At 73.6% G+C, this 25,499-nt stretch carries 4 protein-coding genes; 2 read left to right on the forward strand and 2 right to left on the reverse strand.

Features of this window, described 5'->3' with window-relative positions; genetic code table 11:
* Positions 1-475 precede the first annotated feature (475 nt).
* Positions 476-1,249 carry a class I SAM-dependent methyltransferase gene (locus J2853_RS15400; RefSeq protein WP_307558466.1) on the forward strand — a complete coding sequence of 258 codons (774 nt, stop codon included), beginning with the start codon at positions 476-478 and terminating at the stop codon, positions 1,247-1,249.
* Between the two features lie 30 nt (positions 1,250-1,279).
* Here J2853_RS15400 and J2853_RS15405 read toward each other — a convergent pair whose 3' ends face one another.
* Entirely contained in the window at positions 1,280-1,486 is a 207-nt protein-coding gene (locus tag J2853_RS15405; RefSeq protein WP_307558467.1) for an MbtH family protein, read from the reverse strand.
* An 83-nt stretch (positions 1,487-1,569) separates the two neighbouring features.
* A complete protein-coding gene (locus tag J2853_RS15410) occupies positions 1,570-24,297 on the reverse strand; it encodes a non-ribosomal peptide synthase/polyketide synthase (RefSeq protein ID WP_307558470.1) in 22,728 nt (7,575 codons plus the stop codon).
* A 155-nt stretch (positions 24,298-24,452) separates the two neighbouring features.
* Here J2853_RS15410 and J2853_RS15415 point away from each other — a divergent pair, with 155 nt between their 5' ends.
* Positions 24,453-25,499, forward strand: a complete 1,047-nt coding sequence (locus J2853_RS15415) for a FecCD family ABC transporter permease (protein WP_307558472.1) — start codon at positions 24,453-24,455, stop codon at positions 25,497-25,499.

A 25,499-nucleotide genomic window follows, 5' to 3' on the forward strand; every position in this document is an offset into this window, starting at 1 on the left:
GGAATCACTCGATGTGGCGCTCGTGTCGTGTGACGGCTGATCGCTCATGCATCCCCTCGGCCGACGACGGCGTCACCCCACGCTGTCAGCGGACGGCGTCATCGTGGGGGCTGAAACTTTCAGAATGGTGCATTAATATTTCGGAAACATAGGCGTACCCACACGAATACGTCAAGGGCGCGTCGAGCCGGACAGTCAAGGAGCCGTCCGCTCGCGGCCCGGCCCGAGGCTCGACGTCCGGGAGCTCGCGGTCTCGCCGCTGTTCACGGACAGGTGGCGGGCGAGGAACGGCCTTACCCGGCACCCGCTCCCGTCACGAGCGGACGCCGACTGAAGCCTGGCTGAAATGTGGGTTATGTCCGGACCCATCGTGGGGTGGCCTGACCGTCGCGGGTGGTGCCGGTGACGCTCGCGCCGTTCACCGCCCGGGCTAAACCGTTGGACAACTCCTCCACCCACGGCCATCGTTGGCGGCATGAAACAGGAGGAGATCTGGAACGTCGATACCGCTCGGAGCTATGACACACCCGGCACCGGCATGTTCGCGCCCGAGGTCTTGGAGCCGACCGTGGACCGCCTCGCCGAACTCGCGGGCACCGGGCGGGCACTCGAGTTCGCCATCGGAACCGGCCGCGTGGCCGTGCCCCTCGCCGAGCGAGGAGTGCCCGTCACCGGCATCGAACTGTCACCCCCGATGATCGACCAACTGCGAACGAAGGTAGACGAAGCGACGATCCCGGTGGTCGTCGGCGACATGGCGACCGCCCTCGCCCCGGGGAAGTACGCGCTCGTCTACCTCGTCTTCAACACGATCTCCAATCTGCTCACGCAGGCCGAGCAGGTCGAGTGCTTCCGCAACGCCGCCCGCCACCTCACACCCGGCGGCCGGTTCGTGATCGAACTCTGGGTACCCGAGCTGCGCAGGCTCCCGCCGGGCCGGCAGGCCACGGTCTGGCTCTGCGAGCCCGGCTACATCGGCTTGGACACCTACGACGTCCTGCGCCAGCACGCCGTGTCGCACCACTTCAGGTTCGACGAGAGCGGGCAGACCCGGCTGTCCCGTAGTCCGCACCGCTACATCTGGCCGGCCGAGCTCGACCTCATGGCCCAGTTGGCCGGGTTCGAGGTGGAGAGCAGGCACGCCGACTGGTCCGGAGCCGACTTCACCGCCGACTCGCGTTCCCACGTGTCCGTCTACCGCATCCCGCCGGACCACCAGCTTCGCCCGGAGCCGAGCGGAACGCGGTAAACCCTGATTCCCGTACGCGCGTTCCCCGGGTCAGCCCTCCTGCTCCACAAGACTCTTCGGGCGCATGTCGGTCCAGTTGGCCTCGATGTGATCCAGGCACTCCTGACGGGTGGCGGGGCCGTGGACGACGGTCCAGCCGGCCGGGACGTCGACGAACTCGGGCCACAGGCTGTGCTGCCCCTCGTCGTTGACCAGCACGGAGTAGACACCGTCGGGGTTCTCGAACGGGTTGCTCATATCGGCTTCCTCTTCCTCTTGTGCGTGAATGAGTTGATCTGGCGTCGTACATGGGAACGCGCCGGTCCATCGGCCGGTTCGGTTCAGCGGCCGGCCTCCAGCACCTCCGCGCGGTCCACCAGGGCCCGTAGTACCCGGAACCAGGTCTCGGCGAGGTCCCGGACCGCCTCCTCGGTCAGCACCCCCGAGGCGTAGGACCAGGAGGCGACGAACTCCGGCCCTCCGGCCCGGTCCTCGGTCAGGGCGTTGACGGTGAGGGCGTGCGACATCGGCATCCGCGGATCGTCGCCCAGCTCCGCGGCCTCCGACTCGGCCGCCCACGACCAGTCGGTCGCCTCGGGGAGGCCGAAGCGGCCCAGGTAGTTGAACTGGATCTGCGGCTCCCGGTGGCGGGCCAGCTCCGGCCCGGTCACCGGGTTCAGGTGCCGCAGCAGGCCGTGGCCGATGCCGGCGGCGGGCAGGGAGGCCAGGTGTCCCCCGATCCGGGCCAGTGCCTCGTCGAGCGCGGGACCGCCGGCGAGCGCGTCGGCCAGGTCCACGGCGCCCGGGTCCAGGCGGACCGGGACGACGCTGGTGAACCAGCCGACCGTGCGCGACAGGTCCGCGTCGCCCGCCAGCTCCTCCTGGCGGCCGTGGCCCTCCAGGTCCACCAGCACCGCGTCGCCGGGACCCCGCACGCCCGCCCGGCGGCGCCAGTTGGCGACGGCCAGTGCCAGGGCGGTCAGCAGCACGTCGTTGACGGTCGCCCCGAAGGCCGCGGGCACCCGGCTGAGCAGCGGCGCCGTACGGTCCGCGGGCAGGGTGAGGGACAGGTGCCGCGAGGTGGCGACCACGTCCCGGTCCGGGTCGAGGGCCCGCGCCACGGGAAGCGGGTCGTCGGCTGCGAGGATCGAGGTCCACAGCGGCAGTTCGTCCTCGCGGGCCGGATCCGTGGCCCGCTCGCCGAGCAGCTCCGACCAGCGGCGGAACGACAGGCCGACCGGAGCCGGCACCGGCGGCCTGCCCGCCTCGACGTCCTGCCAGGCGGCGGCGAGGTCAGGCAGCAGGACGCGCCAGGACACGCCGTCCACCGCCAGGTGGTGGATCAGCAGCAGCAGCCGTCCGGGGCGTTCGCGTCCGGCGTCGAACCAGACCGCCCGCACCATGTCGCCCGTCTCCGGGTCGAGACGGGACCGGGCGGCGCGGGCGTGCTCGGCGATGACCGCGCGGAGCGCCGTGTCCTCAACGGCCGCGCCGGCCGCTTCGCCGGTCGGCGCGTCGAGTGCGGACGTGTCGACCCGGACGAGCCAGGACGCCACGTCCACCGTGCCCGGGGCGGGCACCCTCAGCGACCACCGCTCGGCGCCGTCCCCGCCGAAGGACGCGCGTGTCCGCTCCAGGCGGGCCCGCAGCATGTCGTGCCGGTCCGCGACGGCCTGGAGCACGGACCTGAGTCCGGGCTCGTCCAGGGTCGCCGGGGTCTGCAGGAGTGCCGCCTGGTGGTACCCCCGGATCGGACCGCCGCGCTCCCGCATGGCGTGCATGATCGGGGTCAGCGGGACCACGCCCGTTCCCTCCCCCGTCCGGCTCCCGGTGTCCGGGCCCGACGCGACGGCCACGGCGGCCAGACCGGCGACCGTGCGGTGCTGGAAGACCTCGCGCGGGGTGACCCTCAGGCCCGCCGCGCGGGCCCGGCTGACCAGCCGCATCGCGACGATGCTGTCGCCGCCGAGGCTGAAGAGGTCGTCGTCGGCGCCGATCTCGGACAGGCCGAGCACCTCGGTGACGACCGCGGAGAGGGCGCGTTCGACGTCGCCCGACGGCTTGCGGCCGCCGGCGGCGGACGTGAACTCCGGCACCGGGAGCCTCTTCCGGTCGAGCTTGCCGTTGGGCAGCAGCGGCAGCTCCTCCAGGATCACCACCGCCGCCGGGACCATGTAGTCCGGCAGGAGCGCCGCGACGAACGCGCGCAGGGCGGCCGGGTCAGGGAGCCCGGTGTTCCCCGCCGAGGCCGGGATCGGGGTCCCGCTGTCCCCGGCCGGACCCGGGGACGCGCCGCTCCCGGCCGGGACGACGTAGGCGGCCAGTTGCCTGACCCCGGGCCGGTCCTCGCGGGCGACGACCACGACCTGGGCGACCGACTCGTGCCGGTCCAGTACGGCCTCGATCTCGGCCGGCTCGACGCGGAACCCGCGGATCTTCACCTGGTCGTCGGCGCGCCCGCCGTACTCCAGCCGCCCGCCGTCGTTCCAGCGGGCCACGTCGCCGGTGCGGTACATGCGGCTGCCCGGCGTCCCGAACGGGTCGGCGACGAACCGCTCGGCGGACAGGCCCGGACGGCCGAGGTAACCGCGGGCCAGGCCCGCGCCGGCGAGGTACAGCTCACCGGTGACCCCCGGCGGAACGGGCCGCAGGGCGGCGTCGAGCACGTAGGCGCGGGCGTTGCCGACCGGGCGGCCGACCAGCGGAGACTCGCTGTCGCGGATCCGGGCGACCAGAGCGTCCACGGTGGCCTCGGTGGGACCGTAGAGGTTGAACGCCTCCGTGGAGCGCAGACCGGCCAGGTCGCTCCAGAGCGAGTCCGGTACGGCCTCACCCCCGACGCCGACCACGGCGAGCGGGCACTCACCGTCCTCGATCAGGCCGAGGCCGGCCATCTGCGCGAAGAACGAGGGCGTGACCTCGATGAAGTCCAGCCCCTGCTCGCGGATGGCCGCGACCGTCAGCTCGGGGTCGCGGCGCGTCTCGTCGTCCACGATGTGCAGCGCGTGCCCGTCCAGCAGCCACAGCTGCGGCTGCCACGACGCGTCGAAGGAGAACGACCAGGCGTGGCCGACGCGCAGGTGGCGGCGGCCGGTGGCGCGCTTGGCCGGGTCGTGGAGCGTACGGCGGTGGCTGTGGAAGAGATTGACGACGCCGCTGTGACAGACCACCACACCCTTGGGACGGCCGGTGGAGCCGGAGGTGTAGATCACGTACGCCGGGTGCCGCGGGTCCGGGGCGGTGGAGAGGTCGTCCGCGGATTGCAGGGCGAGCCGTCCGGCGGTTTCGAGGGTGTCGAGCCGCAGTCGCGGCACCTCGCTGTCCGGCAGGGCTCCGGCGAGCTTCGCGCTGGTCAGGATCAGCCGGGGCCGGGCGTCGTCGAGCATGTCGAGTATCCGCCCGGCGGGCAGGTCCGTGTCGACGGGCAGGTAGGCCGCGCCCGACTTCAGCACGGCGAGGATCGCGAGCATGAAGTCCGCCGAGCGCGGCAGCGACAGGACGACGATCTCCTCCGGGCCCGCGCCGTGCTCGACGAGCAGGCGGGCAAGCCGGTTGGCGCGCTCGTTGAGTTCGGCGAAGGTCCAGGCGACCGTGCCCGAGACGACGGCGACGGCGTCCGGGGTGGCGGCCGCCTGGGCCTCGAAGAGCGCAGGGACGGTGGCGGGGGCGCCGGGCGCCGCCGTCAGGCCGGTGTCGTTCCAGGTCTCCAGGACGGTGTGGCGGTCGGCGGGGCCGAGGATGTCGACCCGGCCGAGGAGCTGTCCGGCGTCGGCCGTCATCGCCTCGAAGAGCCGCACCATCGAGGCGGTCATGCGCTCGGCCGCCGCGCGGTCGAACAGGTCGGGCCGGTACTCGGCGGTGAGGACGAGCCGGTCGGCGGGCTCGACCGCCCAGGCGAACGGGTAATGGGTGGAGTCCCGGTGGTCGCGCACGACGGTGCGCAGGCCGCCGCCGGCCCCGAGCGCGGGCCCTCCCGCGTCGGGGTAGGACTCGAACACGACGAGCGTGTCGAAGAGCTCGCCCAGCCCCGCCCGCCGCTGGATGTCGGCCAGGCCGTGGTGCTGGTGGGCGATGAGCCGGGACTGCTCGTCCTGGAGCCGGTCGAGGAACGCCGACAGGGACTCGCCGTCACGGACGCGGACCCGGACCGGGACCGTGTTGATGAACAGGCCGATCATCGACTCGACGCCGTCCAGCTCCGGGGGCCGCCCGGAGACGGTCGCGCCGAAGACCACGTCGTCGCGGCCGGTGAGCCGGGACAGCAGGATGCTCCAGGCGCCCTGGACCAGGGTGTTGACGGTCAGGCTGCGGGACCGGGCGAGAGCCGTCAGCGCCTCGGTCAGCTCCCGGGTCAGGTGCGTGGTGTGCGTCTCGGGCACGATCGGGGCCCGGTTCGGATCGGCGGGCACCAGGTGGGTGGGTTCCTCCAGTCCGTCCAGTGCCTCGGCCCAGGCGTCGGCGGAGACCTCGGCGTCCTGTCGCGCGAGCCAGGCGAGGAAGTCCCGGTACGGGGCCGGCGGCCCGGAGGGATCCGCCCTCCGGCCGAGCGGATCGGAGGAGTCCGCGCCGTGGGCGTACAGCTCGGACAGCTCGCGCATCAGCTGCGACACCGACCAGCCGTCCAGCAGCAGATGCTGGTGCGACAGCACCAGGCGGTGCCGTCCCGAGGAGAGGCGGGCCAGCATCAGCCGCAGCAGCGGCGGCTCGGAGGGCGTGAAACGGCGCCGTTCCTGGGCGAGACAGCGAGTCCACCGGGCTTCGTGGTCCGCCTCGTCCAACCCCGAGAGGTCCACCTGGCGCCAGGGCAGGGTGACCGTGCGCGGGACGACGGCCACCGGACGGCCCGAGGACAGGTAGCGGAAGCCGGCGCGCAGGTTGTCGTGCCGGTCGAGCAGCGCCTGCCCGGCCTCGCGCAGCCGGGCGGCGTCGAGCGGGCCGTCGAGGTCGTACGACACCTGGACCGTGTAGACGTCTGGCCCGTCGGCTCCGGAGTCGAACGAGGCGTGGAACAGCAGGCCCGCCTGGAGCGGCGTCAGCGGCAGGATCTCCGCGTCCCCCGCCGGCAACCCGGCGCGCTCGTCGTCGGTGAGCGTGACGAGGGCGGCGTACGCGGGGGACGCGAGGGACGCGCCGCCCGGCGCCCCGGCGACGGCGGCCAGCGCGGCGACCGTCTTGTGCCGGAAGACGTCCCGGGGGCTGATCACCAGCCCGGCCGCGCGGGCCCGGCCGACCAGCTGCATGGCGACGATGCTGTCACCGCCGAGGGTGAAGAAATCGTCCTCGGCGCCGACCCGTTCGAGGCCGAGGACGGCGGCGAACAGCTCGCACAGCAGTTCCTCGCGTGGGGTGCGCGGGAGGGTATCGGTCACCTCGGCCGCGAAGTCGAACGCCGGCAGTGCCCTGCGGTCGAGCTTGCCGTTCGGGGTGAGGGGAACGGCCTCCAGGGTGACGAAGGCCGCCGGGACCATGTGCTCGGGCAGCGCGGCGCCGGCGTGGTCGCGCAGGGTCGCGGCCCCGGGGGCGTCCCGGCCCCCGGCCGGGACGACGTAGGCGAGCAGCCGTTCCTCGCGGACGACCACCGTGGCGTGCGCCACCGCCTCGTGGCGGGACAGCACCGCCTCGATCTCGCCGAGCTCGATCCGGAAGCCCCGGACCTTGACCTGGTCGTCGGCCCGCCCGAGGAACTCCAGCGACCCGTCAGGACTCCACCGCGCCAGGTCTCCCGTGCGGTACATGCGCGTGCCGGGGGCGCCGTGCGGGTCGGCGACGAACCGCTCACCGGTCAGCGAGGGACGGTCCAGGTAACCCCTGGCGAGCTGGACGCCCGCCAGGTACAGCTCCCCGGCCACGCCCGGCGGCACCGGGCGCAGCGCGGCGTCCAGCACGTACGTCCTGGTGTTCCACACCGGCCGTCCGATCGGGACGCCTCCCGCTCCGGGCAGGACCCGGACGGCGGTCACGTCGACGGACGCCTCGGTCGGCCCGTACAGGTTGTGCAGCTCGGCGCCGAGCACGGTGTGGAAGAGGGAGGCGAGGTCGGCGGGCAGCGCCTCCCCGCTGCACATCACCCGGCGCAGCCCCCCACACCGCGCGGCGCCCGGCTCCCGCAGGAACGCCCGCAGCATCGACGGCACGAAGTGCACCGTGGTGATCCGCTCGTCCTGGATCAGCCCGGCCAGGTACGCCGGGTCCCTGTGGCCCTCCGGCCGTGCCACCACCAGCGCCGCCCCGGTGATCAGCGGCCAGAAGAACTCCCACACCGACACGTCGAAGCTGGACGGCGTCTTCTGCAGCACCCGGTCCTCGGCGGTCAGGCCGTAGGCGTCCTGCATCCACAGCAGGCGGTTGACGATGCCCTCGTGCGGCACCACCACACCCTTGGGACGGCCGGTGGAACCGGAGGTGTAGATCACGTACGCCGGGTGCCTGGGGTCGTACGACCCGGGCAACTCCCCGGGCGGCCCGTCGGGCAGTCCGTCGCTCAGCACGCAGACCGGACGGGCGTCGTCGAGCATGAACGCGACGCGTTCCCGGGGGTAGTCGGCGTCCAGCGGCAGGTACGCCGCGCCCGTCCGGTGCACCGCCAGGAGGGCGACCACCAGTTCCGTCGAGCGCGGCAGCGCCACCGCCACCGTGCGTTCGGGGCCGGCGCCCATCCCGGCCAGCGTCCGTGCCACGCGTTCGACCCGGGCGTCCAGCTCCGCGTAGGTCAGGCGCTCCTCGCCGGAGACCAGGGCGAGCGCGTCCGGCGTCCGTGCCGCCTGGGCGCGGAACAGCTCCGGCAGGGTGGTCGCCTCCACCGCTCGCGCGGTGTCGTTCCACTCGCCGACGACCAGCTCGCGCTCCCGCTCGTCCAGCACCTCCAGTTCGCGCACCGGGCGGCCGGGGTCGGCGACGACCTGGTGCAGCAGCCGCACCAGCCGCCGCGCGATCCGCTCGACCGTGTCGTGGTCGAACAGGTCGGCGCTGTACTCGATCCAGCCCTGGATGCCGTTGCCGTCGCCCTGCTCGACGAAGTCGAAGCTCAGGTCGAACTTCGCGGTCTCCTGGCCGAGCGGTTCCGGCCTCGCGGACAGCTCCGGGAGGTCGGGGGCCACGCCCCGGCCGGTCAGGTAGACGACCATCACCTGGAACAGCGGGTGCCTGGCCAGCGAGCGGACGGGGTTGATCGCCTCCACCAGCCGCTCGAACGGCAGGTCCTGGTGCTCGTAGGCGGCCAGGTCGGTCTCGCGCACCCGTGCCAGCAGCTCGCCGAAGGTCGGCGCGCCGGACAGGTCGGTGCGCAGCACCAGGGAGTTGACGAAGAAGCCGACCAGGTCCTCCAGGCTCTCGTCGACGCGTCCGGAGATCGGCGCGCCGAGGGGGATGTCCTCCCCCGCTCCCAGCCGGTGCAGCAGTGCGGCGACGGCGGCCTGGGCCACCATGAACATGCTGACGCCCTGGTCTCGGGCGAGCCGTCGCAGGCCGCGCTCCAGTTCGGGGTCGAGCGACAGGCCGACCACCCCGCCTCGGTGACCGCTCTCCTGGGGGCGCGGCCGGTCCGTCGGGAGCGTCAGCTCCTCGGGCAGCTCCGCCAGGGCGCGCCGCCAGAAGGCGAGCCGGCGGGCCTGCGGGCTGCCGGGGTCGTCGGCGTCGCCGAGCACGTCGCGATGCCAGAGGGTGTAGTCGGCGTACTGGACCGGCAGCGGCGCCCACCCCGGCTCCCGGCCCTCGACGCGGGCGCGGTAGGCGATGGCGAGATCGCCCCACAGAGGCCGGTCCGACCACTCGTCACCGGCGATGTGGTGAACCACCAGCAGCAGCACGTGCTCCTGCGGCGCCACCTGGAACACCCAGGCCCGCAGCGGCGGTTCGCGGTCGAGTTCGAAGCCCTGCCCGGCCGCCTCGGCCAGCCTTCCGGGAAGCTCGGCCTCGGTGACCCGTTCGGTGTGGGTCACGACGTGGACCAGGCCGGGGTCGAGAACGAGCTGGTGGGGGTGTCCGTCCCGTTCGGGGAACACCGTGCGCAGGCTCTCGTGCCGGATCACCAGATCCCGCACCGCGGCCCCCAGGGCGTCCGCGTCCAGCGGGCCCGACAGCCGCCAGGCCATCGGGATGTTGTAGACGGGGCTCGGGCCCTGGAGCCGGTGCAGGACCCACAGCCGCCGCTGGGCGAAGGACAGCGGCGGGAACTCCGGCCGGACGGCGGGCAGGAGGGCGGGCATGCCGCCCGGCTTCTCCTCCCGCAGCCGTTCGGCGAGCCGGGCGACGGTGGGCGCCTCGAAGATCGCACGAAGGGTGATCTCGGCGCCCAGGGCCGTGCGGATGCGGCTGATCAGCCGCATCGCCAGCAGGGAGTGGCCGCCGAGGGCGAAGAAGTCGTCGTCGACCCCCACCTGGTCCGCCCCCAGCACGGCGGCGAACAGCTCGCACAGGATCTCCTCGCGGGCGTCGCGGGGGCGCCGCCCGGACGTGGCGGCCGCCGGATCCGGGGAGGGGAGCGCGAGGCGGTCCAGCTTGCCGCCGCCCGTCCTCGGCAGGGCCGTGAGCCGCACGAAGGCCGCGGGGACCATGTGCTCGGGCAGCGCGGCGGCGAGGTGCGCCCGCAGCTTCGCGGAGTCGATTTCCCGTCCGGGACAGGCATCGGAGGGGCCGTCCGGCCCGGACCGCGGGACCACGTAGGCCACCAGCCGCCGCGCGCCGGGGGTGTCCTCGCGGATCGCCACGGCGGCGTGCGCCACGTCGGGGTGGGCGCGCAGCACCGTCTCGATCTCACCGAGCTCGATCCGGAAGCCGCGCAGCTTCACCTGGTCGTCGGCCCGGCCGAGGAACACGAGGGTGCCGTCGGCGCGGCGGCGCACCAGGTCGCCGGTCCGGTACATCCGGCTGCCCGGCGTCCCGAACGGGTCGGCGACGAACCGCTCGGCGGTCAGCCCCGGACGACCGAGATATCCGCGGGCCAGGCCCTCACCGGCCACGTAGAGCTCGCCGGGCACGCCGGCCGGGACCGGCCGCAGCGTGGCGTCCAGCACGTGGGCGCGGGTGTTGGCCACCGGCGCGGCCCAGGGCCCGGTACGGCCGGCGCCCTGGGCGGAGCCGTCGTGCCGGAGGCCGCGGTGACGGCCGTCGCTGTGCCATCCGTAGGCGTCGACGGCGCACTCGGTCGGTCCGTACATGTCGTGGACGACCGTGCCGGGCAGCGCGCACAGCCGGTTCCAGAGCGGGGCGGGGGTGGCCTCGCCGCCCACCACGACGACTCCGGGGCGGGAGCGGCCGGGGTCGAGGAAGCCGTGGTGGATCATTTCCCGCAGGTAGGTGGGGGTGACGTCGACGTAGTCGATGCGTTCGTCGTCCAGGTAGGCCAGCAGGGCGGCCGGGTCGGTCATGGTGTTCTCGTCGACGACGTGCAGCTCGTGACCGGCCAGCAGCCAGAGCATCGGCTCCCAGGAGCCGTCGAAGCCGAACGACGCGGCGTGCACCGCGCGCAGCGTCTCGCGTCCGGCGGCCCGGCGGGCCGGTTCGATGAGGTCCTCGTGGTTCGAGCCGAACAGGTTGCTCAGACCGCCGTGGGTGCCGAGCACGCCCTTGGGCCTGCCGGTGGAACCTGAGGTGTAGATGACGTACGCGACGGCGGACGGCAGGGCCCGGGTTCCCGGGAAGGACTCGTCCCGGGCATGGTCCGCCGGCTCCGCGAGGGTCAGCGGGTCGTCGAGCAGCAGCGACCCGGCGCGCCCGGCGGGGAGCCTGGGGGCGATGGCCGAGGTGGTGAGCACGCACACCGGTGCCGCGTCGTCGAGCATGTACTCCAGCCGTTCGGCCGGATATCCGGGGTCGAGCGGAAGGTAGGCGGCGCCCGCGGCGAGCACCCCGAGGATCGCCGGCACCATCTCGGCCCGGGGAAGGGCCAGTCCGACCACGCTCTCGGCGGTCACCCCGCGCCTCAGCAGCAGCGCGGCGATGTCGCCGGCTCTGGCGGACAGCTCGCCGAAAGTCATCCGGCGGCCGTCGACGACCAGTGCGACCCGGTCGCCTCTCCGCCGGGCGGTCTCGGCGAACAGCGCGGGGACCGTGCGCCGTTCCACCGGTCGCGCGGTGTCGTTCCAGGCGCCCGTGGACGCCTCGCGCTCCTCTTCGGTCAGTACGGGAACCCGGCTGACCGGCAGGCTCGGATCGGCGGCCAGCCTGCCCAGCAAGGTCACGGTGCGGTCGGCCAGCGCTCGTGCCGTCTCCCGGTCGGCGAGGTCCTCGGCGTACTCCAGCAGCAGGGTGACGCGGTTCTCCTCGACGTGGTCGACGAAGGTGAAGTCCAGGTCGAACTTGGCGGTCTCGATCCGGGCCGGCCACCACTCGGTGGACAGGTCCAGCACCCGCGGATCGCCGCCGGGGCGGTAGTGATAGCCCATCATGACCTGGAACAGCGGGTTGCGGCCGGGCACGCGCGGCGGGTTGACCGCCTCCACGATCCGTTCGAAGGGCAGGTCCTGGTGCTCGAAGGCGGCCAGGTCGGCGTTCCTGACCCGGTCCAGCAGCTCGACGAACGTCGGGTCGCCGGACAGGTCGGTGCGCAGCACCAGCGTGTTGACGAAGAAGCCGACCAGGTCGTCCAGGGCGCTGTCGGTGCGCCCGGCGATCGGGGCGCCCAGCGGGATGTCGGTGCCCGCTCCCATCCGGTGCAGCAGGGTCGCGACCGCCGCGTGGAGCAGCATGAACATGCTGGTACCGGTCTCGGCGCACATCGCGCGCAGGGCTCGGGCGGTCTCGGCGGGCAGCTCCGTGCGCACCGTGCCGGCGCGACCGGTCGGTTCGGCGGGACGGGACCGGTCGAGCGGCAGCGGGATCTCCTCCAGCAGGCCGGTCAGTGCCCGGGTCCAGAAGGCGAGCTGCCGCGCGCCCTCGCCGCCGGGGTCGGCGGGCTCTCCGAGGAGTCCCCGCTGCCAGAGGGTGTAGTCGGCGTACTGCACCGGAAGCGGCGCCCACCCCGGCGCCCGGCCCTCCAGGCGAGCCCGGTAGGCGGTGTCCAGGTCGGCGAGGAAGGGCCGGTCGGACCACTCGTCGGTGGTGATGTGGTGCAGCACGATCGCCACCACGTGGTCGTCCGGCGACACCCGGAGCACCTCGGCCCGCAGCGGGAGCTCGGTGGCCAGGTCGAACGGGCGGCCGACCGCCGCGCCGATCCGGGCGTCCAGTTCCTCCTGCGGGCAGTCCTCGACGGTGAGGTACGGCTCCGCCTCCGCGGCGGGCACGATCAGCTGGTACGGCTCGCCCTCGTGTTCGGCGAAGACGGTGCGCAGCGCCTCGTGACGACCCGCCACGTCGCGCAGCGCCTGGTGGAGCGCGTCGGCCTCCAGCGTCCCGCGCAGCCGGAAGACCAGCGGGAAGTGGTAGGCGTCGCCGCCGCTGAGCCGTTCGGCCAGCCACAGCCGCCGCTGTGCCGGGGAGACCGGGATCCGCTCGGGGCGCTCCGCGATCGGTGCGACGGCCGGGCGGGCGGGCCGGCCGGCGTCGGCGCGCACGGCCAGCAGGGCGGGCGTGGGGGCCTCGAACAGGTCGCGGATGGCGAGTTCGGCGCCCAGGTCCGTGCGGGCCCGGCTGATGAGCCGGGTGGCGAGCAGCGAGTGGCCGCCGAGGTCGAAGAAGTTGTCCTCGGCGCCGACCTCCGGCAGGACCAGGACCCCCGCGAAGAGGCGGCAGAGCACCTCTTCGCGGGCGGTCTGAGGCCCGCGTCCTCCGGCGAGCGGCACCGGCGGTTCGGCCTCGGGCAGCGCCCGCACGTCGAGCTTGCCGTTGTCGTTCATGGGCAGCCGGTCGAGGGTGACGAAGCCGGCCGGGACCATGTAGTCGGGCAGTTGCCGCCGCAGGTCCTCCCGGAGCCGCCGCACGAGACCGCTCGTGTCTCGCGTCGCCGTCGGGACGTTGGCGTACGGGGCCACGCCGCCGCCCGGCGGGTAGAGGCCCGCGGTGACCCGGAACTCTCCCCGGACGAAGACGGCGTCGTAGTGGCCCGGCTCGCGCGACCAGGTGGTGAGGAGGCGGTAGCCCTCCTCGGCCCCGAGTTCGTGCAGCGCCTCGGGCTCCACTCCCCCGGTCAGGGTGGCGCCGCGCTCGCCGGCGGCGCGGGCGTCGGGGACGCCGGTCACCCGCAACCGCTCCGGCCGCCGCTCGCGCAGGTGGCGGGCGAGGCCGCCGGCCCACACCGGCCCGTCGGCCCACACCGGCACAAGCCCGCCGGCAGACTCCGGCACCGGGCCGGCGGTTCCTTCCAGAACCGGTCCGTCGGCCTCCGGCATCGGCCCATCGATCCGTCCAGGCACCGGCTCGCCGGACCGGATCTGCCCGTCGGTCCACTCCAGCACCGGCTCGTCTCCGAGCCGGACGTCGGCCTCACCGTGGTAGAGGACGGCGTCGTAACGGTAACGGGTCAGCTCGTTGTGGTGGTGCCCGCGCTTGGTGCGCAGGTCGACGCCGAAGCCCAGGGTGGTGAAGTAGTCGGGGTCGACGAGGAGTTCCTTCTCCAGCGCGAGGTTCCGCTCGACGGCTCGGCGGACGTGCTCGGGGTCGGAGTTCTCCCCCGAGCGGGTGAGCTGGATGCCGGTGTGGAAGGCGCGGGCCTGCCTCAGGTTCCGCACGTCGCCGACGAACAGGGCGCCCCCGGGCGCCAGCAGCCCCATGGCGCCCCGGATGACCTCGGTCAGGTGGTCGATGCTCGGGAAGTACTGGATGACGGAGTTGATGACGATCGTGTCGAAGTAGCCGGCGGGCATGCCCTCGGTCACGTGGGCGGGCCGGCAGCGCAGCTCGACCTTGGCGGCCAGCTCGGGGTCGCGCCGCAGGTCCTCGCCGATCTTGCGGATCACGGGTGCGGCGAAGTCCGTCGCCCAGTACGCCTCCGCGTCGGGCGCCAGGCGCGACAGCAGCAGGCCGGAGCCGACGCCGATCTCCAGGATCCGGCGCGGGCGCAACTCCCGGATGCGGGCGACGGTCTGCTCGCGCCACTCGCGCATGTGCTCGACCGGGATGGGCCGCCCGTCGTAGCTGCTGTCCCAGCCCGCGAAGTCCTCGGTGAAGACGGCGGTGCCGATCTGCTCGTACTCGTCGGAGTAGATCTCCTGCCACTCGTCGATCCGCTCCCGCTCGGCGGACTCCCGTTCCTCGCCGGTGAGTTCGGCGGGCACGACGTAGCCGATGAGGCGCTGGGTGCCGGGGGCCGAGGGGTCGTCGCGGGCGATGACGGCGGCCTGGGCGACCTGGGGGTGCCGGGCGAGCACCGTCTCGATCTCGCCCGGTTCCACCCGGTACCCACGGATCTTGACCTGGTCGTCGGTGCGTCCGAGGAAGTCCAGGTTGCCGTCGGCGCGGCGGCGCACCAGGTCGCCGGTGCGGTACATGCGCTCGCCGGGCTCGCCGTAGGGGTCGGCGACGAACCGCTCGGCGGTCAGGCCCGGCCGGTCGAGGTAGCCGCGGGCGAGGCCGATGCCGGCGATGTACAGCTCGCCGGGGACTCCGTCGGGGACCGGGCGCAGCCAGGCGTCCAGGATGTGGGCGCGGGTGCCGCGGATGGGGCGGCCGACGGTGGAGGTGGAACTGTCGTCGGTGCCGCCTCCGAGGGTGTTGATCGTGTACTCGGTGGGACCGTAGAGGTTGTAGCCGTAGGTGCCCTCGGTGTCGCGGAGCCGGCTCCAGACCGTTTCCGGCACCGCCTCGCCGCCGAGCAGCACCAGGGGCGGACGGTGGCCTTCGAGCAGCCCCTCCTCGATCAGCAGGTGGGCGTAGGTGGGGGTGACGTTGACGACGTCGATGCGGTGGGTCTCGCAGTACGCGACCAGGGCCTCGGCGTCACGCCTCAGCTCCTCGTCGCAGATGTGCACCTCGTGCCCCTCGACCAGCCAGAGCAGTTCCTCCCACGACATGTCGAAGGCGAAGGAGACCGTGTGCGCGACGCGCATCCGCCGGCCGCCGGCGGAGGCGATGGCCGGGGCGAAGATCTCCTTCTGGTGGTTGAGCTGCATGTTGGTCAGGCCGCGGTACGGCGTGACGACGCCCTTGGGACGCCCGGTGGACCCGGAGGTGTAGATGACGTACGCCGGGTGTTCCAGGCTGAAGCGGGGACGGTCGGCCTCGGTGACCGGGTCGCCGGAGAGCCCGTCCAGCTCCCGCGCCGTCGCCGGGTCGTCGAGCGCGACGCGCGGGACGTCCAGGACGCCGGGGCCGTCGGGCCCTCCGGAAAGACGGAGGACGCCGGGGCCGGCCGAGGGGTCGCCCCCCAGGCGCGCGGAGACCGCGGAGGTGCAGAGCAGCAGCGCCGGCCGGGCGTCGGCGAGCATCGTCGTGAGCCGGTCGTCCGGGTGGTCCAGTTCCAGCGGCAGGTAGGCGGCGCCGGTGCGCAGCACGGCGAAGAGCGCGACGACCATGTCGATGGAGCGCGGCAGGCCGAGTGCGACGATCTTCTCCGGTGCCGCTCCCCGGGCGAGCAGCAGCCGGGCCATGCGGTTGATCCGGGCGTCCAGGTCGGCGTAGGTGACGCGCCGGTCGCCGAAGACGAGCGCGGTCGCCTCTGGGGTGCGGACCGCCTGGGCGGCGAGCAGGTCGGCGACGGTCTCCCGCGGGACGGGCACGCGGCCCGCGGCCCACTCCCGCTCCAGCGCGGCGCGCTCGGCGGGTAGCAACGGGTCGAGGCGGCCGACGGGCGCGTCCAGGTCGTGGGCCAGCCGCTCCAGGAGCAGGACGAAGCGGTCCAGCAGCGCCTGGGCTCGCGGGCGGGCGATGACGTCGGGCCGGTGGGCGAGGGTGACCCGGATCCGCTCCCCCGGCGTCACGATGAGGTTGACGGGGTAGTGGGTGGCGTCGACGTTGGCGACGGCGGTGGCGCCGTGCCGGTCGGAGAGCTCCGCGAGCCGCTCCTCGGTGTCGCTGTTGCGCAGCACGAAGAGGGTGTCGAACAGCTGCCGGTGGCCGGTCTCGGCCTGCAGCACGCCCAGGCCCAGATACTCGTACGGCATCAGGGCCAGGCGCTCGTCCTGGACGCGCCGCAGCAGGTCCAGCACCGGCTCGGCCGGGGTGAAGGCGAGGCGGGCGGGGACGGTGTTGAGGAACATGCCGATGACGTTCTCGACGTCCGGCACCTCGCTCGGCCGTCCCGCGACCGTCGTTCCGAAGACGACGTCGGTGCGGCCGGTGGCACCGGCCAGCACCAGCCCCCAGACGGTGTTGAGCACCGTGTTGAGGGTCAGGCCGTGCCCGCGGACGGCGTCGCGCAGCCGGCCGCTCAGCTCCGAGGTGAGGTCGGCGTCCAGGCTCTCCGGGATGACCGGCTCCAGACCCTGGCCCGCGGCGAGCAGGGTGGGCTCGTCCAGCCCGCCGAGGGCGGCGCGCCAGGCCCGGGTGGCGACCTCGGTGTCCTGGGCCTCCAGCCAGGTCAGGTAGTCGCGGTAGGAGCCGGGGTCCGGCAGTTCACGCCCGTCGCCGTCCGTCTCGTACAGCGCGAAGAGCTGGTCGAGGAAGAGCCAGGCGGACCAGCCGTCCCACAGCAGCAGGTGCCGTCCGATGACGAGCCGGTCGCCGCGGGTCTCGCCGAGGCGGATCAACAGCATCCGGAAGAGCAACGGCCGGGCCAGGTCGAACCTGCGGGTCCGCTCGGCGTCCATCAGCTCGCGCAGCCGCGCGTCCTGCGCGTCGGCGGGCAGCGCGGACAGGTCGACCTCTTCGAGCGGTATCCCGGGGTCGCCGACGATGAACTGCACCGGCTGGCGCAGGCCGTCGCTGGTGAACCCGGCGCGCAGGCTGGGGTTGCGGGCCAGCAGCGCCCCGACGGCGGTGCGCAGGCGCCCGGCGTCGAGGCGGACGGCGACGTCGAAGGACTCGTGGACGGTGTAGACGTCCAGGGCGCCGTCGTCGTACGTCGAGTGGAAGAACAACCCCTCCTGCAGGGGCGCCAGCGGCCAGATGTCCTCCACGGAGCCGCCCCCGAGGCGGTGCACGCGCTCGGTCTCCTCCTCGGTCAGGGCGAAGGCGGAACCCGGGTCCCGGGGTTCGGCCGCGGGGGCCGTCGTGGCGGCCGTCGCCGCGACCGCCGCCAGACCGGCGGGGGTGCGGTGCTCGAAGACGTCGCGGGGGTTCACCTCCAGGCCCGCCCGGCGGGCACGGCTGGAGACGCCGATCGAGGTGATGCTGTCGCCGCCGAGCATGAAGAAGTCGTCGTCGACGCCGACCTCGTCGAGCCTCAGCACGGCCGCGAAGATCTCGGTGAGGACGTGTTCGCGCTCGTCGCGCGGGGCGCGGGACTCGGCGCGCACCGCCTGCGGGGCGGGGAGCGCGTTGCGGTCGAGCTTGCCGCTGGGGGTCAGCGGCAGGGCGTCGAGCAGCACGTACGCCCCGGGCACCATGGGCGCGGGCAGCGCCTCGGTGAGGGCCGCCCTCAGCGCGGCCACGTCGAACGACTCCTGCGAGTCGTGGGCGGAGGGATCCGGCGAGCCCTGCCGGTCCCGCGCGGGAACGTCGAGCGAGACCCGCCCGTCGTGGACGGAGGGATCCGGTGAGCCCCGCCCGTCCCGCGCGGGGACGATGTACGCCACGAGGGTCGATCCGTGGACGGTCACCGCCGCCTGGGCGACGGCGGGCCGGCTCGCCAGGGCGGCCTCGATCTCGCCGGGCTCGATGCGGTTGCCGCGCAGCTTGACCTGGCGGTCGGTGCGGCCGAGGTATTCGACGGTGCCGTCCTCGCGGAGACGCACCAGGTCTCCGGTCCGGTACATGCGGCTGCCGGCCGGACCGTACGGATCGGCAGTGAACCTCTCGGCGGTCAGGCCGGGCCGGGCGTGATAGCCCCGGGCCAGCTGCACGCCGGCCAGGTACAGCTCGCCGGGCACGCCGGCCGGCACCGGGCGCAGGCAGGAGTCCAGCACCCGCAGGCCGGTGTTCCACACCGGGCGGCCGATGGGCACGGTGGTGTCCGCCGAGCCGTCGTAGGCGTGGTGGGTGACGTCGACGGCGGCCTCGGTGGGCCCGTACAGGTTGTGCAGCGGCACCCCGGTGAGCGCCTGCCAGCGCGCGGCCGCGGCACCGGGCAGCGCCTCCCCGCTGCTGAGGACGCGGCGCAGGGGCGCGGCCCAGGACGGATCACCGGTGATCTCGTCGGCTCCCAGGAAGGCTTCGAGCATCGACGGCACGAAGTGCATCGTGGTGACGCGCTGTTCGCGGATGAGCCCGGCCAGGTAGGACGGGTCGCGGTGCCCGTCGGGCTTGGCGAGCACCACCGCGGCTCCCTCGCACAACGCCCAGAAGAACTCCCAGACGCTCACGTCGAAGCTGGACGGCGTCTTCTGCAGCACCCGGTCGTCGGCGCGCAGCCCGTACTCACCCTGCATCCACACCAGCCGGTTGACGATGGCGCGGTGGGTGACGACGACGCCCTTGGGGCGGCCGGTCGAACCGGAGGTGTAGATCAGGTACGCCGGATCGTCCGGGCCCGCGGCCACCGGGACGGAATCCGCGCTTCGGCCGCCGTCCGCCGGGCCCGGCAGGTCTGCAGGACCGGTCGGGACAGCCGGATCGGACAGGTCTGCCGCGGCGGGCGGACCTGACGGAGTGGACGGGACAGGGGCGTCAGCCGAATCGGCCGAGGCGTCGAGGACGAGTGGGGTGAGGCCGTCTGCCTCGGGCAGGCGCGGGGCCGTGGCGGCGGTCGTCACGACCGTCCTCGCGCCGGAGTCGGTGAGCATGTACGCGATGCGGTCGGCGGGGTAGTCCACGTCGATCGGCAGGTAGGCGGCGCCGGACTTCAGCACGCCGAGCAGCGCGACCATCAGTTCCGCCGAACGCGGCACGGCGACCGCGACGATCCGTTCCGGCCCGGCGCCCCGGGCGCGCAGGAGGCGGGCCAGCGCCTCGGCGCGCGCGTCCAGCTCCTCGTAGGTGAGGCTCTCGCCGTCGTAGACGACCGCCGTGGCCCGCGGGGTGCGGGCCGCCTGGGCCTCGAAGGCGGCGGCCAGAGTCGTCTCGGGGACGGGCCTGCCCTCCCCCTCCGGCAGGGCCCGCGCGTGTTCCCCGCCCGACAGCAGGTCGACGCCGGCGACGATCTGCCCGGGGTCGGCGGCCAGGGCCTGGAGGATCCGGGTCAGCCGGTCCGCGATCCGCCGGACGGCCTCGCCGTCCAGCCTTCGGACGTGGTGCTTCAGGCGCAGGTCGAGCCGGCGGCCCGGCTTGACGATCAGGGCGAGCGGGTAGTGGACGGCGTCGTGGAACGCGTGCCCGGTGATGCGGACCGTGCCGGAGGGGTCGGCGAGGCCGGTGCCGGCCGGGTAGTTCTCGAAGACGACGAGCGTGTCGAAGAGTTCGCCGCCGCCCGCGAGCCCGGCGACGCGCTGGATCTCGGCGAGACCGAGATGCCAGTGGTCCAGGAGCCCGGCCTGCTCGTCCTGGAGCCGGCCCACCAGGCCGGCCAGGGTGTCGGCGGGTTCCCACCGGAAGCGGGTCGGCAGGGTGTTGATGAACAGGCCGACCATGGACTCGATGCCGTCGACCTCGGCGTCACGGCCGGAGACGGTGGTGCCGAAGACCACGTCCTGACGGCCGGTCAGCCGCCCGAGGAGCAGACCCCAGGCACTCTGGACGACCGTGCCGAGGGTGACCCCGTGCTCCCTCGCGCGGGCCGCGAGCCGGGCGGTGACGTGCTCGGACAGCTCGATGCGGACCTGCTCGGACCCGAGCGGCCCGCCGTCCGCCGGGACGTCGACCAGGCGGGTCGGCTCGTCGAACCCGGCGAGCGCGGTCCGCCAGGCCGCGCGGGCGGCGTCGCGGTCCGCCGCCGACAGGCGGCGCAGGTAGTCGCGGTAGGGGGCCACCTCGGGCAGCGCGGCCGGGGCGGCCCCGTAGGAGGCCATCAGCTCGCGGTGCAGCACCGGCAGCGACCAGCCGTCCGCCACGATGTGGTGGAACGTCAGCACCAGCAGGCCGCGGTCATGCCCGAGCCGTACCAGCGCGCAGCGCACCAGCGGCGGCCGGGCCAGGTCGAAGCGGCGGGCGCGCTCCTCGGCCGTGACGGCGTCGACGAGCGACCGCTGTGCCTCGGCGTCCCGCGCGGACAGGTCCACCTCGTGCCAGGGCACCTCCAGCCGCCCGGCGACGATCTGCACGGCCCTGCCGTCCGGGAGCCGGCGGAAGCAGGCGCGCAGCGGGGCGTGCCGGTCCAGGAGGTTCTGGGCGGCGCGGCGCAGGGCCTCGCCGTCGACCGGGCCGGCCAGCTCGATGACCTGCTGGACGACATAGGCGTCGCCGTCCGAGCCGTCCACGAGGGAGTGGAAGAAGAAGCCCTCCTGGAGGGGGCTGAGCGGCAGCAGGTCCTCGACCGTGACCGGGTGGTCGCCCTGGACCTCCGCGAGCTCGGCCGGGGTCAGCTCCACGAGAGGGACGTCGCCCGCCTCTTCCCTCGCGTTCGCGGCGTTCCCGGTGTCCGTGCGGTCCACCGCGATCCGGGCCAGCGCGGCGACCGTACGGTGCCGGAAGACGTCCCTGGAGGTGAGCCGCAGTCCCGCCCCGCGGGCGAGGACGAGCAGCTGGATGGCGATGATGCTGTCGCCGCCGAGGGCGAAGAAGTCGTCGTCGGCGGAGACCGACCGCAGGTGAAGCGCCTCGGCGTACAGCGCGCAGAGCAGTTCCTCACGGGCGTCGCGCGGAGCGCGGCCCGAGCTGAGGGCGGCGTAGTCGGGAGCCGGGAGCGCGGCGCCGTCCAGTTTTCCGCTCGGGGTGACCGGGAGCCGGTCGAGGGGGACGAACGCCGAGGGGACCATGTAGTCGGGGAGCCACTCGGCCCCGTAGGAGCGCAGGGTCTTCATCAGGGCGGTGACATCCCGGAACGGCACGGGCCGGTTGGCGTGCGGGAAGGCGCCGCCCGGACGGTAGAGGTCGCCGAGCGGCGTGTCCCCGACGGCGAGGACCGCGTCGAGGCCGCCGTCGTCGGCGTGGCCGTTCCACGTGACGGCCACGCGGTAGCCGTGCCGGGCGGCGAGCGCGTGCAGGGTCTCGGGGTCGGTGTCGTCCGCGTGGACGGCGGGGCGGCTGCTGTCGTCGAGGGCGCACAGCGCGGCGAGGTCCTCGGTGAGCCGGGCGTTGGGGAGGCCGGTGACCCGGAGCCGGGCGGGCCGGGCGGTCAGGTGCGCGTCGAGCGCGTCCAGACTCCCGAGGTCGTCCCAGCGGATCTCCTCCGTGCCGGCCGGAACCGGTGTGACGGTGGTCCGCTTTCGCAGCACCACGTCGTAGCGGTAACGGGTCAGCTCGTTGTGGTGGGCACCCCGCTTGACGCGGATGTCGGCCTCGAAATCCTCCAGCGTCCCGAAGAAGTCGGGGTCGAGCAGCAGCTCGCCCTCCCAGGCCACGGTCCGCTCGACGGCCGCCAGCAGGGCCTGCTTGTCCTGCGGATCGGCGACGCGCCGGGTCTCGACGGCGGCTCGCAGGCAGCGCAGCAGGCGCAGGTTCCGCACGTCGCCGAGGAAGACGCTGCCGCCGGGGGCCAGGAGCGTCCCGGCCTTCCGCAGCACGTCCGCCAGATACTCGGCGCTCGGGAAGTACTGGGCGACGGAGTTGACGACGACGGTGTCGAAGAGGCCCTCGGGGAGTCCGGTGACGTCGTGCGCGGGCTGGGCCCGCAGCTCGACCCGTCCTGCCAGCTCGGGTACCGCGTCGACCTGGGCCCGCAGTGCCCGTACCGCCTCCTCCGAGAGGTCCGTGCCCCAGTAGGTCTCGCAGCCGGGCGCGACGCGGGAGAGGATGAGCCCGCTGCCGACGCCGATCTCCAGCACCCGGCGCGGTCGCAGCTCCTCGATGCGGCCGATCGTGGCGTCCCTCCACTCCCGCATCTCCTCGACCGGGATGGGCAGGCCGTCGTACATGCTGTTCCAGCCCGCGAAGTTCTCCTGGAAACCCTCGGAGCCGGCGGCGGAGTAGAGCAGTTCGTGGAGGTCCTTCCACTCCCCCACCCGTTCGGTCTCGTCGTGGCCCGCCTCGGCTTCGAGCGACGGGACGATGTACGCGGCCAGGCGCCGGTCGCCGGGCCGGTCCTCGCGGACCACGACCGCGACCTGGTCCACGGCCGGGTGCCCCCGCAGTACGGACTCGATCTCACCGGGCTCGATCCTGAACCCGCGGATCTTCACCTGCGCGTCGACGCGGCCGAGGTACTCCAGCCGCCCGTCGGGCTTCCAGCGCACCAGGTCGCCCGTGCGGTACAGCCGCTCCCCCGCCTGCCCGAAGGGGTCGGCGACGAACCGCTCGGCGGTCAGATCCGGCCGTCCGAGGTAGCCGCGTGCCAGCCCCTCACCGCCGAGGTACAGCTCTCCCGTGACCCCGGCGGGAACCGGCCGGAGACGGGCGTCGAGCACGTAGGCCCGCGTGCCCGGGTCGGGGACGCCGATGGGCACGATGGAGCCGGACGGGATCTCGGGGTCGCACAGGCCGAGGGTGGAGTTGGTGGTCGCCTCGGTCGGTCCGTAGGCGTTGAACATCATCCGGCCGCGCGCGTAACGGCCGACCAGCTCGGGCGAGACGCGTTCCGTACCGGCCAGCAGGGTGGCGGCGGGCGGCAGGTGGACGTCGTCCGGCATGGCGGCGAGCAGGGCCGGGGGCAGGATCATGAAGGTGATGCCGTTGGCGTTCGCGTAGTCGGCGAGCGGTGCGCCGGGCACCCGGCGTTCGGCCGGTACGACGACGAGGCGGCCGCCGGAGAGCAGGCCGAGGCACAGGTCCCAGAAGGCCACGTCGAAGCTGGGCGAGGCGAACTGCAGGACGCGGCTGTCCGGTCCGACGCCGAAGCGCTCGCTCTGGGTGGCCACGAGTTTGGCGACCCCGGCGTGAGACAGCACGACGCCCTTGGGGCGGCCGGTGGAACCCGAGGTGTAGATCACATATGCCGCGTTGAGGACGGACAGCGGCCCCCGGTCGGTCTCCGCCGGGTCGTGGTCCGGACGGGCCGATAACTCCCGCGCGGTCTCCGGCGCGTCGAGGACCAGCGGCTCCATCCCGTCGCACGCGGGGATGTCGGCCACCGTGTCGGCGGTGGTGACCAGGCAGGCGGGCGCGGCGTCGGCCAGCATGTAGGCGATACGGTCGGCGGGGTAGTCGGTGTCCACCGGCAGGTAGGCGGCGCCGGACTTCAGGACGGCCACCTCGGCGATGATCAGCTCGGCCGATCGGGGCAGGGCCAGGGCCACCACGCGTTCGGGCCCGGCGCCACGCGCGATCAGCGCGTGGGCCAGCCGGTTGGCTCGTTCGTCCAGCTCGGTGTAGGTGAGGTGGGTGTCCTCGAAGACCAGGGCCACGGCGTCCGGCCTCAGGCGGACCTGCTCGGCGAACATCTCCGGCCAGGTGCGCGGCGGGACGAGGTGGCCGGTGTCGTTCCACTCGACGAGGATCCGGTGTCGTTCCTCCGCGTCCAGCAGCTCCAGCTCTCCGACGCAGGCGTCCGGCCGGACCAGGCCGTCGGCCAGCAGGGTCGCGTAGTGGCCCAGCAGGCGGTCGACGGTCGCGGCCTCGAACAGGTCCGGGCGGTAGCTGACGCGCGCCTCCCGCACCGAGACCTCCAGCGCCACATCCAGCGGTCCGGCGGTCTCCCCCGCCTCGGAACCCGCGCCAGGACCGAAACCGGGATCGAAGCTCGCGTCGAACCCGTTGACGACGTCCGTGCCGGAACCCGTACCGGTGCTGAAGCCCGTGTTGAAGAACAGCCCGCCGCCGCGCGTGGGTTCCGGCCGCAGCCCGGCCACGAGCGCGGACAGCGGCATCCGGTGCGCGCGCGCCTCCTCACAGGCGACGGTCACGCGCCGCACCAGCTCGCCGAAGGTCGTGTCGCCACTCACCTCGACACGTACCGGCAACCCGTCGTACCCGACGCTGATGTCACCCGACCCGCCGTAGCGGTGCAGCAGCGCGACGTACGCGGCGAGCAGGGACGCCTCGGGCGCGGTGACGGTGAGCATGCGGCTACGCGTCCGTCGTTCCCCCGCGGGCAGCGGCGGATACGGGAAGTCAACCGGAAGGGCCGTCTCCTGCGGAAGCGGAGCGAGCCGTCGATCCCAGTACGCCGTCGCCTCTTCAATAGCGGACACAGGTGACCGAGCCTCCCAAGCTGAGCGGAACCGGCTCACATCGAGCCACGACCGCCACATACTAAGGTAAGCATTACCTAAGTAGATAGACCCTCCGTCGGGAGAGACCGTACGATTCCGGGCATTAAAGTTAAGGCCTGCCTAACCTAAGGAAGTTGAAAAGTGGAGACAGCTCGGTGACCCGGAGCGAGAGGCTGCGCCCGGCCTTTCTGGTGGTGCTGCTCGGCGCCCTCCTCGTCGCGCTCTGCCTGCTGTCGATCGCGCTCGGCGCCCGGAGCGTCCCCCTCGACCAGGTCGTGCAGACGCTTCTCGGCCACCCGGGCAGCGGGCTCGTCGAGAACGTCATCTGGTCGGTACGCGTGCCCCGCACCGCGCTGGGCCTCACGGCCGGCGCCGCCCTCGGGCTGTCCGGTGCGCTCATGCAGGCGCTGACCCGCAACCCGCTCGCCGACCCCGGACTGCTGGGCGTCAGCGCCGGAGCCTCCTTCGCGATCGTGCTGTCGGTCGCGGTGCTCGGGCTGGGGTCGCTGTTCGAATACATCTGGTTCGCGTTCGCGGGCGCGCTCATCGCGAGCGTCCTGGTCTTCCTGCTGGGCAAGCTGGGGCGTTCCGGCCTGACGCCGGTCAAGCTCGCGCTCGCCGGGGTCGCCGTGACCTCGCTGCTGTCCTCGATCACCAGTGCCGTCGTCCTGACCAACCCGGAGGCGCTCAACCGCTTCCGCTTCTGGGCGGCCGGTTCGCTCGCCGACCAGAGCGGCGACGTGGTGCTCCAGATCCTGCCGTTCGTCGCCGCCGGCACGGTGCTGGCACTGGCCTGCGCGCCCGCGCTCAACAGCCTGGCGCTCGGCGACGACGTGGCCGCCTCACTGGGACAGCGGCTCGGTCTCGTACGGCTTCAGGGGGTGGTCGCGATCACGCTGCTCACCGGCGCGGCGGTGACGGTCATCGGCCCCGTCGTCTTCATCGGGCTGGTGGTCCCGCACGTCGCCCGGATCCTCGCCCAGCACGCCGGGCTGGGCCCCGACCACCGCTGGCTGCTGCCGCTGTCGGCGGTGCTCGCGCCCTGCCTGCTGCTCACCGCGGACCTCATCGGGCGGGTCATCGCCCGGCCCATCGAGATCCAGGCCGGAATCCTCGTCGCCTTCATCGGCGGCCCGTTCTTCATCGCCCTGGTCCGTCGACGCCGACTCGCGGAGGTGTGA

This window comes from Streptosporangium lutulentum, from assembly GCF_030811455.1.
GTDB classification, from domain to species: Bacteria; Actinomycetota; Actinomycetes; order Streptosporangiales; family Streptosporangiaceae; genus Streptosporangium; species Streptosporangium lutulentum.

Excerpts from the sequence above, each read along its gene's own strand:
- J2853_RS15405 (WP_307558467.1), bottom strand. The coding sequence starts at position 1,486 with ATGAGCAACCCGTTCGAGAACCCCGACGGTGTCTACTCCGTGCTGGTC.
- J2853_RS15400 (WP_307558466.1), top strand. The coding sequence starts at position 476 with ATGAAACAGGAGGAGATCTGGAACGTCGATACCGCTCGGAGCTATGAC.